Below are 15,027 nucleotides of genomic sequence, written 5' to 3'. Positions count from 1 at the left end.
TAATTATAAAAATAAAAGTATGGCATTTCATTTGATGTCTCAAATGTCTAATGAAGAGAATGCACAGAAGTATTATGATAGCATAATCGCCTCAGCCAATAAATATTATTCTCCTAACAAATTCTTTCCAGCAGCTGCCTACTTGAAAAAAGGTAACTACTACAATAAAAAGAGAAAATTTAAAGAAGCAATTGATAATTATATAATAGGCTATAATTGGGCGCAAGAAAATTATAACTCAGATTTTATTTTTGCCTCCTCCAATAGTATCGGAAGACTGAAACGAAGATCTGGTAATTACAAAGAAGCGCTCAACATACATCTTAATAACTTAGATTACGCAAAAAAGAACAAAGAGACCTTAGGAATTGATAATTATTTAATAGCAATTTTTTCGGCTGCAAACTCATACCGAAATCTAAGAAACTTGGACTCGACTTCATTTTTGAATCATAAAGGATTGAGAGAATCCTATCTTCACAAGAGTGAAAGAAGAATAAATCTTTTTATTCTTAATGAAGCTGCAGTCCTTTGCGCGCGAAAGAAATACCAAGCTTCCCTAGATAGCATCAATAAATCTCTTCCTTATTTCATTAGGGCAGATGATAAGCCCAACTTAGCCGTGGGGTATTATTTTATGGGTAAAAATCAGATGTCAATCGGGAATTCAGAAATGGCCATCGAATCATTTAAAAAAGTAGATACCGTTTTTTTACAAACCAATGATATTTTACCAGAGACGACCGAAGCATATAATATGTTAATCGATTATTACAGAGATAAAAACGATATTCAAAACCAGTTGGTCTATATCGAAAGACTATTAAAGGTAGATAGTGTGATTGACGGTTATTCCGATTATTTGAACTATAAGATCACCAAACAATACGACATCCCAAAGCTGATAAAAGAGAAGGAAACGTTGATCGCTTCATTAGAAAAAAATAACTCCTACACTACAATAGCATTTATCGCAGCCGTGGTGATTGGAATAATTTTGATCATTTATTTCTATCAAAGGCAATTGGTCTTTAAAAAACGCTTTAAATCATTGATAAATGATGCTACCGATGAATCAATTGACCTTTCTATTGAAATTGACGCTGATAAAGACATTGGTATTCCCAAAGAACTTTTGGAAAGCATCATAACGAAACTCGATGAATTTGAGTCAGACCAACGCTTTACGGATAAAAAAATAAATCTAAATGTGTTGGCAGAAGAATTTGACACCAACTCCACGTATCTCTCCAAAGTGGTAAATTTCACCAAAAAGAAGAACTTTCCCGCTTACTTAAACGATCTAAGAATTGATTATGCCATGGAAAAACTCAAAAGCGATAGATCCTTTAAAAACTTCACGATTAAGGCCATCGCCCACGAATGCGGGTTTAAAAGTGCTGAGACCTTTTCCAAGATCTTTTATAAGCGGAATGGTATTTATCCTTCCTATTTTATTAAACAATTAAATAAAATAATTGATTGAAAATCAATTAATTGAAGGTCTTGCTTTATAAAATAAGACTAACAACTATGATATTCCTTATTGGCAAAGATTATTTTTTTTAGCTTTGGTTATCGTAATAATCAATAATTCAAAACCATGAAAAAAAAGAGCGATTTCATCAATTTGAGTCTAAAAAAATTTAGAATCAGCAAAATTGATAGTCCAAATTACATTTTTGGGGGAAGCCAAGATAATGGAGATGATCAAACGGACGGAGACGACCCTCCTATTGAAATTCCTTTGACTATTGGATGCTGAGTTGGTAAATTTAGTAATATCTTTTTTTTCCAAAATTCGAAAGGACGACTGAATCAAAGTAATCCTTCATTTGTAACGTGATTTATAATATGATGAGAAAAATGCATTTTTTCTTAATAATCCTATTTGGATATAGTTGCTCATCTGGCAAATATATTTCGAGAATCAGTTCGAGTTTCAAAAAAAATACTATTGACAGCATAAGTAAAAATAGTTGGTGGAAAAATGACTTGATACAAGACACAATTCCAGGCATTAGTTTGGATAAAGCCGACGCGCAAATTCTAAAGGGGAAAAAAGGAGATGATTTAATTGTTGCTGTGTTAGATACTTCAACTGACATTGAACATCCGGAGTTAAGAAGTAGAATATGGCTTAATCTGGAAGAAATAACCAATAATGGCAAAGATGATGACAAAAATGGATATATAGATGATATAAACGGCTGGAATTTTGTTGGCTTTCACAATGGAAAAAGTTCTGAATATTTAAACTATGAGTACACCCGTATTCTAAGAGAATATGACAGTGTTTTTTTAAGTCAGGATAGTCTCAAAAACAGACATATAAAGACATTACATTATCAAGAATATCTTAGAGCTCAAAATAAATATAATGACAGAAACGTCTATGCTGTGAGGCATAAAAAAGTATCTGAATTCCTTCTCAAGTATTTTGATAAAGCTCAGTTAAAACTTACTGAATTATATGCTTCTGCTTCATCAAACCCTCCATTAGTAGAATTAGAGAATCTTTACAAAAAAGAAGAACTTAATGGGGAATTAAAGAGCATTTACTATGCCATGTATCTGATTAAGCGCCACAGTTTCACCAAGGCTTCATTGCAAAACCGTTACCAAAATTCCTCAGCTCGTTTCGATATAATGCTAAACAAAGAATATAATGATAGGGCTATGATTGGTGACAAACCTAATGATATTACTGATAAAAAATATGGAAATAATATAGTCAATGCAAATCTTGGATTACTTTATCACGGCACCCGAGTTTCAGGTATCATAGCTAGAATAAGTAATAGTATTGAAATAATGCCTCTCTCCATCTCTGCCATCGGCGACGAACACGATAAGGATATTGCCTTGGCCATTCGTTATGCCGCTGACAATGGAGCAAAAATTATCAATATGAGTTCCAGCAAGGAATTTTCCTTACATCAGGATTGGGTACAAGATGCAATTAGGTATGCAGAGCAAAAGGATGTACTGTTTATTACTTCCGCAGGAAATGATGGAAATGACCTAGATCTCCCTGAAAATTTTAATTATCCGAACGATACTGATATAGAAGATGCAGAAATAGTATCAAACTTCATAAAGGTAGGAGCATCCGGTTATGAATTGAACGAAAATATCAAACGGTCCAATAGTAACTATGGAAAACGTGAAGTTGACCTATTTGCTCCCGGGACCGACATTTATACTACATCCACCAATGACGTAGGTTATGAGATGGCGAGTGGAACTTCATTTGCCACCCCAATAGTCTCTGGCATCGCCGCCCTTGTACGGTCTTACTATCCAAACCTTACTGCCCCAGAGGTAAAACAGATTCTCATGGATAGTGGTGTGGAATATGACATTATGGTAAAAGCACCCACTGAGGAAGACCCAGAACGGATGCTCCCGTTCAATCAATTGTCAAAATCCGGCAAGATCGTCAATGCCTATAATGCTCTTTTAATGGCAGAGAAGGTTTCAAAGGCAAAGAAGAGAAAAAAGAAGTAATACCTTCAATAACCTAGGGTTTCAACCCTAGGCATGATAATTAGCTCTGCGAAGTTTCAAACCTTGCACTATCCATCAGTTACTGCCTATTTTCGTGTAGCCTTCGGCAGCTGCAAACTGCCATCATCTGCTGCTTCTTTTAATTTTTTATATAGGACTGCATGAGACACTCTTCGTATCGCTGATGATATAAATTTACGGGAAACCCGTACCATCCATTGTGCAGAACTTCTTATTTTTACTTAGACCTTTGGTCGCAGTGGCGTTTATCCAACCAAATTGGTTGAATATCCTCCATAAATAAGAAATACATAATGTAAAACATTTAGAAAAAATATAATATGAAAAAAAAAGTTCTGAATTTTTTGTCGATAACAACGATGATAATTCTTGTGACAGGTTGCTCAAATGATGACGATTGTCCTGACGAATTAATAGTTGATATAAATGACCCTGAAAGTATAGAAAGAGCCGAAGAATGTGGTCTTAGTCCAGCTGGACCTCTAGGTAAATCGCTTTGGATCTATGAAATCAAATAAAAAAATAAATCGGAAATCGAATTGAGACAATTATAATGGAATTGGAACAGATAGAAATTAATCCCCTATCTCAAATCAAAAACTAAAAATTGTAAAAAGAATACTACTAAACCCGAAATTCACAAACCGAAAATAAAATCGTTTTACAACACCCTATATAATTAATTGCTTGGTCACTACCGACTTACGAAAATTCCGCTGAAATTTTCTATAGGTGATTTGTTTGCTAAGTTCGTTGCTTAACCACGCAACTAACGATACACAAGCACGTTAGCGGCAAGCTAAACAAATATTACGCTGAAAAATAAATGGATAAAGCATATTACGCTGAAAAAGGATTGTTTGTTGGAATTACTGCGATTATATGTGCTTTTTATTTTTTTGCACCAACTCTTTTTACATTTAAAAGTTCATTAATTGAACAAAACGGAACTGTTGGAAACCTTCAAATCTACTATACTCGTGTAGAGAGTTCAAGGGGTTCAAAAAGTATTAAATCTGAACTGAAATTCACTCTGAATTCGACACAGAGTGTTTATGTTCTTATGAAGAATATAGGACAAAGTCGATTTAATGAAAGATTTGAAAATTTAGAGAAAGAATTAAAAGTTTCTGGAAGAGCAACAGTCTGGATAAAGAAAAATCAAAAACATGAATATAAGCCAACTGTTTTTAAAATAGCTGACAGAAATGGAAAGGTGATATATGATTTTGAAGAATCTAAATCTCATTCGAGGTTCGGATTTTTAATTTCTTTTGCAATGGGTATTTTTGGAATTGGACTCTGGTTAAGGCATAAATACTGGAAAAAGTCAGCTCACAACATTGCATCCTATTAAAAGCTGTCAAAGGGAAAGAAGAAGGTGAAAAAGTAATCCCTTCTATAACCTAGACTTTCAACCCTAGGCACGGTAATCCTAATTTCAACTCAGTATTCTTTTTTGGCATTTCCAAAGTTCCCTAGGGTTGAAACCCCAGGCAAGAATCTCGAAACTATAGGCTAGCAAATCTCCTTACTGGTATTGTTCCAATTCGTCATTTAAGTCCCTTATAAACTCGTTTATGTCCACTACAAAACCAGCCTTGCCATTTACTGGGAAAACATTGATCAAGTATTCATTCTCAATGATCAACGGTATAAGCGAATCTTCTAAATTATCCAAACTTAATTTGAACGGAATACAATCCTTCCAGCCTTCTTCTAAGTTGCTTTTTATAAAGGCTTCTGCTGTCCAAAAAGAAATCAAAGTATGATCATCAATATCCGACAGGGCGATATCGCCATTTTTATCCACTAAAGTCCACACTTCCTCAAGATCGGCAACCTTTTTTATTAGATATTGATATCTCTTAAAAGGCTCTAAATTAGAAACGCTTTCGATCTCCTTTGCATTCAGTTTCATCTTAGCCAAATGTTATTCATCTTATTTGAGTACAAGAATCAGTTAAACATCAACCACAATCTAGTATTTAGCAATGCGGCAATTCCAACTGCTGTCTATAACGTCATTGCGATTCGCTGCAGGCGGAGAAGTAATCTGCCTATCATTTCGTGAATGTTTAACCGATTCCTTCCCCCGATATCGGGGTCGGAATGACGTTTTCTAGACAGCATCATAAAACCCGACTCACTGAAAACTCCACTCCTTATAATCACTCTTCGCCTCCAAACGTGCTTCCTTCCCATCTTCCAACTGCGGAAAGAAATCGATGCCCGTACGTTTTTCGATACTGTCTACCGAGACCACAAACTCATACAACGGCCGATCGGATGCCGCATGTGGTAGTAAAAAGGCGATCATCTTGGTCCTTCCTCCCGAATTGTCCAGCAATACCTTATAAAAATACTTGGGGATGGACACTTCTTCCTCCCCGATACTGTGCAATCGGTCTTCGAGAATCCCACCCGTAACCACATAGACGCCATCGTAGCGTTGCGCCCAATACCGCACTTTCTGCTCCAAGCGGTTCCAGATGCCCGAGTTAAAGTCGTGCATCTGTGGGGAAATGTTAGAGGTGATAAAGGTTTCCTCGAAGGCCTCGCGCGAAAAGCTTCGATCCCCGGCCGGACACAAATGTCCACGGTCGTAGCCCGAGTTCTTATAGTTGCGCCAATGCGCTGCCTTGGTCCTTACCGCTTGGTCCACCTCAAAGTAGGGCCGCTTAAAATTATTGTTAGAAAGGTGTTTCTTCTTTAGCTCATAAGCCACCCATTCGGCCTGCTCGTGCGGCTCCGAATAGGAAAGCGAAAAATAGTTGTGATGGATAACCTGTCCGGTGGTAGAACTCGGCAAGAAAAAGGAATTGGTGGTCTCCTTTGGGACCTCGCCTTCCTCTTGCGCCTCCTTCACCGCTGGCGGCTGATAGTAGGTCTCAAAGAGGTAGAATCCCACAGCACAGAGGATCACCAACAGGGTATAGACTTGCTTTCGCTTCATAGGTGGTTAACTTTTTACATCAAAGGCATCCCTGAGGGCGTTTCCAAACAGCATAAAGGCCATGACCAAACTCATGATGGCTACCCCAGGAATCACCGCCAAATAGGGTTTCCCTAGGATAATATAACTGTAATGGTCCTTGATCATTGCGCCCCAACTCGGTGTTGGTGGTTGTGCTCCAATGCCCAAAAAGCTCAATCCGCTTTCGATAAGGATGGCCGAAGCAAAATTGGCGGCAGAGATCACGATCACCGGTGCCATGATATTGGGGAGTATATGATTGCGGATGATCCTAAGATCCGAAAAGCCCAAGGCTCTGGCGGCAGTGACATATTGCACCTGCTTTACGCTGATCACCTGCCCTCTAACGATCCTCGCCACTTCCACCCACATGGTAATTCCAACGGCAATAAATACCTGCCAATAGCCTTTTCCCAATGCCAAAGTAATGGCGATGACCAAGAGTAAGGTGGGAATCGACCAGGTAACATTGATCACCCACATGATCGCCTTGTCGACCTTTCCTCCAAAATATCCGGCAGCAGCACCCATTGCGATACCGATGACCAAAGAGATGAGCACGGCGATAAACCCGATGGAAAATGATATCCTTGATCCTACCAACATTCTACTCAGCATATCGCGCCCGTATTTGTCGGTGCCTAACAAGAATTTTTTGTTGGAGATATATGTTGAAGGGACCCCTTCTATCGAAGACCGTCCAAAGCGATCGGCCTCATAGGTCTTTACCATTCCTTGTACACCATCGGAAGCATATTCTGTGATCTGCAAACTGCCGTCCACGATTTGATAGTTGGAAATGGGAACCTCGGTGGTCGTATTCTTTTTCCCAAAAAAGAAATTCTGAAGCGCTGACTGCTCCGTGGTCTCGGTGGAAGGGATCTTGAGCATCTGCACCTCAAAACCTGGTGGTCTTGAATGGATGGACAAGTGCATCTGATTGGCATTCTTAGAATCGTCTGGGGCCAAGGCATAGCAACACAAGGCCATGAGCCCGCAAAGTACGATAAACACCAAACTACAAACGCCCCAGAAGTTCTTTTTAAACTTTTGGAGCGCTTGGCTTGTTAGCGAACCTGTCTTAAATTCAGCCATACAGGTGCTATCCTTTTACGTTGGCAACTTTTTGCTCTTTTAAGAAATTGCTTTTTAGGTCTTGAAGCACGTTTACGGCTTCGTCCACATAGACATCCTTGGTAAGCGATTCGTACCAGCGTGTTCTTTTCTCTTTTAAGATCGTGTCCTTTTTAAACTGAGCGAGCTCGTATGGCAATGCCGAAAATGAGAGATCACTTTTGTAATCTTTCAAAGCGTCAAAACGCTTGCTGAATTCCTCATCTTCTTCGATATCGCGTTTAAAGGCTTCATAATTGAGCGAAAAAGTGTTCTCGTCGCGCTGTTCTTTGATCCATTTTGCCTGTTCGTCGATCAATTTGATCTGCTCGTTCACTTGCAGGCGTCTCTGGCTGTTACCAACGGTATTCTCAAGGTCGAGATAGTTGTTCCACACCTGATATTTTGCGGGTTCGATCTTATCCCAAGGAAGCGGATTGTCTTGATCTTTCTCTCCGATCTCTATATAGGCATATCTGTCCGGAACCACCACATCGCTCTTCACACCTTCGAGCTGCGTGGAGCCACCATCCACCCTATAGAATTTCTGAGTGGTCACTTTCAGAGCGCCCACATCACCGAAGGAGGTTCCTCTTGCGATCTGATTGAGGTCATATACATTTTGAACGGTTCCTTTTCCGTAGGTTTGCTTGCTACCGATGACTACCGCACGCTTATAATCTTGCATGGCAGCCGCTAGAATTTCTGACGCGGAAGCCGAAAGTTCATTGACCAAGATCACCAACGGACCATCCCAAAGGATCGATGGGTCCTTATCGCTTAGCACTTCTCTGCGCTCGCCGATGGTCTTTACTTGAACGATAGGTCCTTCTTTGATAAAGAGTCCGGCCATATCAACCACGGTTTGAAGCGATCCTCCGCCATTATCACGAAGGTCGATGACCAATCCTTCCATGCCTTGCTTTTTAAGCCTTTCGATCTCTTTCTTGACATCGGAAGCAGCATTGCGTTGTTTATAATCTTTAAAGTCTACATAGAATTGCGGAAGATTGATGAGTCCGAAGTTGCGGTCTCCCTTCTTGATCAATGCTGTTTTGGCATAGGATTCTTCGAGCTCCACCACATCGCGGATGATCGATACCACCTCGATGCTCCCATCAACGCGTTTCAATGTCAGCTTTACCTCCGAACCTTTTGGGCCTTTGATCAAGGCTACGGCATCATCCAAACGTTTTCCAACAACATCCACCGGCTCTTCCTCGCCTTGGGCCACCTTTAGGATCACATCACCAACTTCGATATCTTTTCCTCGCCAAGCGGGTCCCCCAGAAATGATCTCCATCACCTGAATATTGTTCTCTCGCTTTTGAAGTCGCGCGCCAATGCCCTCAAACTTCCCAGAGATGCGCATATCAAAACGATCTTTGTCTTGAGGTGCCATGTAGAAGGTATGTGGGTCGAACTCTTCGACGATGGTGTTCACAAACATATTGAACCAATCTTTGCGCTCTAGATCGTTGAGGATAAAATTGAAATTATCGTCCAGTGACTTTCTGGTCGACTCTCTTGCTTCCTGCTCGATCTCTGCCAAGGTCTTTTGTTCGTAATCTGGATTGTCCTTGTTCTTTTCTAGCTCTCTTATCTTCTCATAGTAGGCGCCAATGGTCGATAATTTAAGCTGCATGCGCCATTTATTGGCCAATTCACTTCTTGTTTCGGCATACGGCTGCGCCTCATAATCGACATTGATAGTTTCATCTTTGGTATAATCGAACGGGCGGTCCAAAACCATTTTGTAAACGGCATCCACCTCTTTCATGCGCTTCATTAACCTGTTATAGGTAAGGTTGAAGAAGGAGATGTCCGGGTCTTCGGCCTTGATATGGTCGTCGATGATATATTTGTAGGGTTCAAACTCCGCGATGTCCGAAGCCAGAAAATAGCGCTTCTGCGGGTCTAATGTTCTAAGATAATCGTTATAGACGTTTTCTGAAAAATTATCATCGATCTCCTTGGGGTCATAATGACCACGTTCGAGCACAAAGGTGATGATCTCTATGAGTAGTTTATCTTTTTCAGGGTTATCGAATGTTGTTTTGGGTCTAAAACTCCAAAAGGCGACCGCTGCTGCGACAACCAACAGTATATACTTATAATTCCTCTTCATAAATAACAGGATTTTCTTCATCAATTTTTCATCTAAGTTAACGAAAAAACCATGCCAGAGTTGCCCTCGCCGCCTAATTTTTTGTTAAACATAGCTTCAACTTCAATTAATATGCAAAATACGTATTTTAGCTTAAAATTAATTTTGGCAAGAAATGAGCGAAAAACCTTTAATATTAGTCACCAATGACGACGGAATCACCGCGCCTGGGTTACGAGCGTTGATCGCTGTGATGAATGAGATCGGAGATGTGATCGTGGTAGCACCAGATAGCCCCCAATCTGCGATGGGACATGCCATCACCATTAATTCCACGCTGTATTGCAGCCCCATTACCATCGATGATGGCCCCCAAATAGAGTATTCCTGTTCGGGTACCCCAGCAGATTGTGTAAAGCTGGGGGTGAATGAAATATTGAACACACGTCCTGCCATCTGTGTTTCTGGCATCAACCATGGATCGAATTCCTCGATCAATGTGATCTATTCTGGCACCATGAGTGCCGCTGTTGAAGCAGGCATCGAAGGGATCCCGGCTATCGGGTTCTCATTGCTCGACTACAATTGGGAGGCGAATTTTGAGGCGGTAAAGGATTTTGTGAAGACCATCACCCTTAACGTCCTTGAGAATGGACTCCCCGACGGTGTCGTACTGAATGTGAACTTTCCGCGATTGAAGCGAGAAGAGATCAAAGGGGTGCGTGTTTGCAGGCAAGCAAAGGCCTATTGGGTAGAGGAATTTGATAAACGCACCAATCCGCAAGGGCGGCATTATTACTGGTTGACCGGAAACTTCATCAATGAGGATCATGGAGAGGATACCGACGAATGGGCGCTCGCCAATGGATACGTATCGGTGGTTCCAGTACAATTTGACCTGACCGCGCACCATGCCATTCAAAAATTAAACACCTGGAAACTGAATGAATAAGAATAAAAACAAAGAGATCGCCATCGGCATCATCACAGGCATCATCGCCACAGGCGTTGGTGTATTGCTGTATCTCACCTATGTTTCGATCGACCAAGACCTTTCGATCGCCACCAGCTTTGATACGATCGTAGCTCAAGAAAGGGTAGGGAGTCTTTTTACGCTTGGCGCCATTCCCAATCTTTTGGCCTTTTTCGGTTTTCTGAAGATCAAAAGAGATATGAGAGCGAAAGGTGTCTTGATCATCACCATCGTTTTGGCGATATTGATGCTTGTCTATAAACTATTGTAGAACGATCCTGAGCATAAACGAAAAGACCGTTGTTTCAATCGTTTCAGTAATTTTGTCTTGTAATCGTATGTCACAAATTATCGCCGAATGAAGTATTATATCATTGCAGGAGAAGCTTCGGGCGACCTACACGCCTCTAACCTGATGAAGGCCTTGAAAAAGATCGATGTCAATGCCGAGTTTCGATTTTGGGGTGGTGATCTGATGGAAGCCGAAGGTGGAGAACAAGTGATCCATTACAAAGATCGATCGTTCATGGGCTTTTTGGAGGTGGTCACCAATCTCGGAACGGCCCTGAAGAATATCAAATTCTGCAAAAAGGATATTGAGGCCTATGCTCCCGATGCGCTGATCTTTATCGATTACTCTGGTTTTAACCTTCGTATCGCCAAATGGGCAAAACCAAAAGGCTACAAGACCCATTATTACATAAGTCCACAAGTCTGGGCTTCACGTGCCGGCCGGGTAAAGACCATCAAAGCGACCATAGATCATATGTATGTGATCCTTCCATTCGTAAAGAAGTTTTATGAAAAAGAGCATGATTATCCTGTACATTTCGTAGGACATCCGTTGATCGATGCTATCGCTGGAAGAACCCAAGTGGATGAGTTCGAATTTAGGAGCATCTATGGCTTGAACGAAAAACTACCGATCATTGCACTGCTTCCTGGAAGTAGAAAACAAGAGATCAAAAAGATGTTGAAGGTGATGCTCAGCGTTGTAGGTGATTTTAAAGGATATCAATTTGTGATCGCCGGTGCGCCGAGTCAAGAGTATAGCTTTTACCAACAGTTCATCAAAGATGCGGCCGTACATTTTATCAGCAATAAGACCTACGACCTGCTCAGTGTCTCCACGGCGGCATTGGTCACCAGCGGAACGGCAACCTTAGAAACGGCACTCTTCAAAGTGCCTCAGGTGGTTTGCTACAAAGGAAGCAATATCAGCTATCAGATCGCTAAGCGGATCATCAACCTAAAGTATATCTCTTTGGTGAATTTGATCATGGACAAGGAGGTGGTGAAGGAACTCATTCAACATGAAATGAACACCAAAAACCTGAAAGCGGAATTACATCGCATCTTGGACGAGGACCAACGCAGAAGATTGTTCTTCGAATACTATGACCTTGAGAAGAAATTAGGTGGAAAAGGTGCCAGCGAAAAGACCGCAAGGCTCATTTTTGAATCTTTGACCTGATTCTTTTTAATTCAAAAATAAGGATGCGGAACATCGTATTTTACTGGTGAAAGATGTTCCTTGAAGTAGCAATTTCAAAAAAATCTTTAAATTGCCTGAAAATAATGCCTCATGAGACAATCTTTTATCCTACTTTTTTCGATTGCTGCCTTGGCCTCGTGCAGCTCTAGCAAGAGCGTTGCTACTTCTTCCAAAACAAGCAATAAAAAGACCGTAAGGACTTCCACCGTAAAAAGCACTGGGAAAACGATCGAAAGTATCGTGATCACGGCCTTGAGCTATGAAGGTACTCCTTACAAATATGCAGGCATCAGCCATAGTGGCATGGATTGTTCTGGATTGATGTATACTTCTTTCAGAAAACATAATATTTTGCTTCCAAGAGTGTCTAGAGAGCAAGCCAAGCAAGGAAAGAAAATTACCTTGGGTACAGTGCAAAAAGGAGACCTTCTTTTCTTTAAGACCAATAAAAATCATAAGCGTATCAATCATGTTGGGCTGGTCGTAGAAACTCGAAAAGGGATAAAATTTATCCATTCTTCCAGCTCTAGAGGAGTGATCGTTTCCTCTCTGGAAGAACGCTATTGGAAAAATGCCTTTGCCGAAGCGAGAAGAGTGCTATAATCGCTTACTTATTTCGATGAAATTCAGTAATTTACAGTATGAAATTATTGAATTTCACCATCATCAAACTAACCCTTTCTCTAATTGTTGGTATCCTTTTGGGCAGCCACTTTAGTATTCCATTTGGCCGTCTCCTTCTAGGCCTTTCAATACTCTTTGCAGCATTGTTATTTCTATTTATTCGCTCACGAAATTCGTATCGGCCATTCTGGCTCTTCGACATGGTAGTGATCGGTATCACCATCATCATCGGTTCGCTCACAGTATATGTACACGAGGCAAAGAACGATCAGCATCATTATTCGCATTTGATCGATGAAAGCAATGAAGTCGTATTCACCGCAAAGGTCCGAGAAGTGTTGAAGCCAAATGCCTTTCAGCAGCGATATGTTCTGAAACTACAAAAGTTAAACGATCATAAGGTCCATGGTAAGGTCATCTTGAATGTGAGCAGGGATAGCACCTACAAACCCCTTCTTGTTGACGAGGTAATTACGACCAAGGCAACATTGGTCCCCATTGGCGGTCCCTTGAATCCACATCAGTTTGATTATAGAACATATTTAAAACGAAGGTATATCTACCATCAGGTGACCTTAGCGCCAAATCAAATCGCATCGGTTCAAAAAAAGCCTTCAACAATTTTTGGCCTATCATTCAGATTGAGGAATCGTATTATGAATTCCTTGAATGCCCACGACGTCGACCCTGATGCCTTGAGTATCATCAATGCATTACTGCTAGGACAACGTCAAGATATCTCCAAAGAGACCTATGGCAACTATGTGGATGCAGGCGCTATTCATATTTTGGCTGTTTCTGGGCTTCATGTGGCCATCGTCATAGGCATTCTCTATTTGCTTTTGACGCCCTTGACCTATTTTAAGAATGGTCGCAAAATTCAGACCTTATTCATTGTCCTTGCGGTATGGTCCTTTGCCGTTATCGCTGGCCTTTCTCCCTCGGTTGTTAGAGCGGCCACGATGTTTTCCTTGCTCACCGTAGCATTGAACTCTAACCGACTTACCAATACGACCAATGTCGTAGCCGCTTCTATGTTTGTACTATTGTTGACCAATCCTAACTACCTGTTCGAAGTTGGTTTTCAAATGAGTTATGCGGCCGTGCTCGCGATCGTCTGGTTCAATCCCGTCTTTAACAAATTGTTGGTCTTTCCAAAGGGTTTGAGATGGGTATGGAACACCTTTACCATTAGCTGCGCAGCACAACTCGGCGTATTACCGATCGGCCTTTTCTATTTTCATCAGTTTCCAGGTTTATTTTTCATCACCAACCTTGTGATCATTCCACTGTTGGGAATGATCATAGGATTGGGAATTCTAGTGATTCTGCTAGCACTCCTTAATGTGTTACCACTATTTGTGGCGAATATCTACGGACTGATCATCGGTTCGATGAATCAATTCATCGCATGGGTTGCGCAGCAGGAGGCCTTTGTGTTCAAGGATATTTCATTTTCGCTGCCAAAGCTGATCATAAGCTATTTGCTCATCTTTTCTTTTCTCGCATTGCTCAAGAGATATCATGTAAAAAGGTTCGCTTTTGTTCTGATTAGTATCTTATTGTTTCAAGGGGTGATCATCTATGAAAAGTTTGAAGTACATGGTAAGCATGAATTGATGATTCTTCATAAGAGTCGCGGAACCATTATCATTGGGCAAAAAGCCCAAAGGCTCGTGGCGTGGAGTACCTTGGACAGTTTGCAACAGGCGACGGACAAAACTATCATCGAGCATGCAGTTGCCAGCACCGCAAGTATGATTCAAACCGACACCCTTAAAAATGTGTACGTTCATAAAAACAAGACCCTTCTCATTGTTGATAGAGCGGGTGTCTATGAGATAGAAGGCCTCCATCCCGACATGGTACTCCTTATAGAATCGCCAAAGATCAACTTAGAGCGTTTGATAAAGATACTTCAGCCAAAAGTGATCATCGCTGATGGAAGTAACTATCGAAGTTTTGCTGCTCGTTGGAAAAACACATGCCGACTCCACAAAGTTCCGTTTCACTATACAGCAGAAAATGGAGGTTTTATAATAGCACCTTAAGCCTTTTTATTCTATTGGTTATAATTCTAAAACGATTCTTTTAACAAGATAAAACTTACACTTAAAGACGTTCGTAAAGAATTCGTTACGCTCACAAAAAACCAATAGGATTATATGAGCTCATTCGCTAGCTTTGCCCGACTTAGCCAATTCCCA

Annotated in this window: 14 protein-coding genes; 10 read left to right on the top strand and 4 right to left on the bottom strand. The window is 40.8% G+C overall.

Annotation, left to right across the window (positions count from 1 at the left end):
- The first annotated feature begins 19 nt into the window (after positions 1–19).
- The 5 genes from ACFQ1M_RS15990 to ACFQ1M_RS15970 all read left to right on the top strand — a co-directional run bounded on the left by ACFQ1M_RS15990 (position 20) and on the right by ACFQ1M_RS15970 (position 4,888).
- Complete coding sequence (locus tag ACFQ1M_RS15990; protein WP_386410003.1) at positions 20–1,486, top strand: helix-turn-helix domain-containing protein; 1,467 nt, start codon at positions 20–22, stop codon at positions 1,484–1,486.
- Between the two features lie 117 nt (positions 1,487–1,603).
- Positions 1,604–1,765: a hypothetical protein gene (locus tag ACFQ1M_RS15985; protein WP_386410001.1), complete on the top strand. Its 162-nt coding sequence runs from the start codon at positions 1,604–1,606 to the stop codon at positions 1,763–1,765.
- Positions 1,766–1,854: 89 nt separating this feature from the next.
- Complete coding sequence (locus ACFQ1M_RS15980) at positions 1,855–3,510, top strand: S8 family serine peptidase (RefSeq protein ID WP_386410000.1); 1,656 nt, start codon at positions 1,855–1,857, stop codon at positions 3,508–3,510.
- A gap of 341 nt (positions 3,511–3,851) precedes the next feature.
- On the top strand, positions 3,852–4,049 hold the full coding sequence (locus ACFQ1M_RS15975) for a hypothetical protein (protein WP_386409998.1): 198 nt from the start codon (positions 3,852–3,854) through the stop codon (positions 4,047–4,049).
- Positions 4,050–4,357: 308 nt separating this feature from the next.
- Positions 4,358–4,888, top strand: a complete 531-nt coding sequence (locus ACFQ1M_RS15970; protein ID WP_386409996.1) for a hypothetical protein — start codon at positions 4,358–4,360, stop codon at positions 4,886–4,888.
- A 174-nt stretch (positions 4,889–5,062) separates the two neighbouring features.
- On the opposite strand, the gene ACFQ1M_RS15965 is transcribed toward ACFQ1M_RS15970, so the two are convergent.
- From ACFQ1M_RS15965 to ACFQ1M_RS15950, 4 genes are all read right to left on the bottom strand, one after another.
- Positions 5,063–5,452, bottom strand: coding sequence for a DUF2750 domain-containing protein (locus tag ACFQ1M_RS15965; RefSeq protein ID WP_386409994.1), 390 nt, complete (start codon positions 5,450–5,452; stop codon positions 5,063–5,065).
- A gap of 225 nt (positions 5,453–5,677) precedes the next feature.
- On the bottom strand, positions 5,678–6,487 hold the full coding sequence (locus ACFQ1M_RS15960; RefSeq protein ID WP_386409992.1) for a DNA/RNA non-specific endonuclease: 810 nt from the start codon (positions 6,485–6,487) through the stop codon (positions 5,678–5,680).
- Positions 6,488–6,493: 6 nt separating this feature from the next.
- Complete coding sequence (locus tag ACFQ1M_RS15955) at positions 6,494–7,603, bottom strand: ABC transporter permease (RefSeq protein WP_386409990.1); 1,110 nt, start codon at positions 7,601–7,603, stop codon at positions 6,494–6,496.
- Positions 7,604–7,610: 7 nt separating this feature from the next.
- Positions 7,611–9,749 (bottom strand): carboxy terminal-processing peptidase, encoded by a 2,139-nt coding sequence (locus ACFQ1M_RS15950; protein WP_386409988.1) that lies wholly within the window; start codon positions 9,747–9,749, stop codon positions 7,611–7,613.
- A gap of 154 nt (positions 9,750–9,903) precedes the next feature.
- On the opposite strand from ACFQ1M_RS15950, the gene surE reads away from it, so the two are divergent.
- The 5 genes from surE to ACFQ1M_RS15925 all read left to right on the top strand — a co-directional run bounded on the left by surE (position 9,904) and on the right by ACFQ1M_RS15925 (position 14,871).
- Positions 9,904–10,680 carry a 5'/3'-nucleotidase SurE gene (surE, locus tag ACFQ1M_RS15945; RefSeq protein WP_386409986.1) on the top strand — a complete coding sequence of 259 codons (777 nt, stop codon included), beginning with the start codon at positions 9,904–9,906 and terminating at the stop codon, positions 10,678–10,680.
- Entirely contained in the window at positions 10,673–10,972 is a 300-nt protein-coding gene (locus ACFQ1M_RS15940) for a hypothetical protein (protein WP_386409984.1), read from the top strand. The genes surE and ACFQ1M_RS15940 overlap by 8 nt, the downstream gene beginning before the upstream one ends.
- Positions 10,973–11,059: 87 nt before the next feature.
- Positions 11,060–12,175 carry a lipid-A-disaccharide synthase gene (lpxB, locus tag ACFQ1M_RS15935; protein WP_386409982.1) on the top strand — a complete coding sequence of 372 codons (1,116 nt, stop codon included), beginning with the start codon at positions 11,060–11,062 and terminating at the stop codon, positions 12,173–12,175.
- Positions 12,176–12,286: 111 nt separating this feature from the next.
- Positions 12,287–12,799: a C40 family peptidase gene (locus ACFQ1M_RS15930; protein ID WP_386409980.1), complete on the top strand. Its 513-nt coding sequence runs from the start codon at positions 12,287–12,289 to the stop codon at positions 12,797–12,799.
- A 38-nt stretch (positions 12,800–12,837) separates the two neighbouring features.
- Complete coding sequence (locus tag ACFQ1M_RS15925; RefSeq protein ID WP_386409978.1) at positions 12,838–14,871, top strand: ComEC/Rec2 family competence protein; 2,034 nt, start codon at positions 12,838–12,840, stop codon at positions 14,869–14,871.
- Positions 14,872–15,027: the final 156 nt, after the last annotated feature.

This window comes from Sungkyunkwania multivorans, assembly GCF_042675645.1.
In the GTDB taxonomy this organism is placed as follows: Bacteria; Bacteroidota; Bacteroidia; order Flavobacteriales; family Flavobacteriaceae; genus Sungkyunkwania; species Sungkyunkwania multivorans.
Note: the sequence above shows the minus strand (reverse complement) of the source record. Positions and strands in the feature narration are given on the sequence as shown.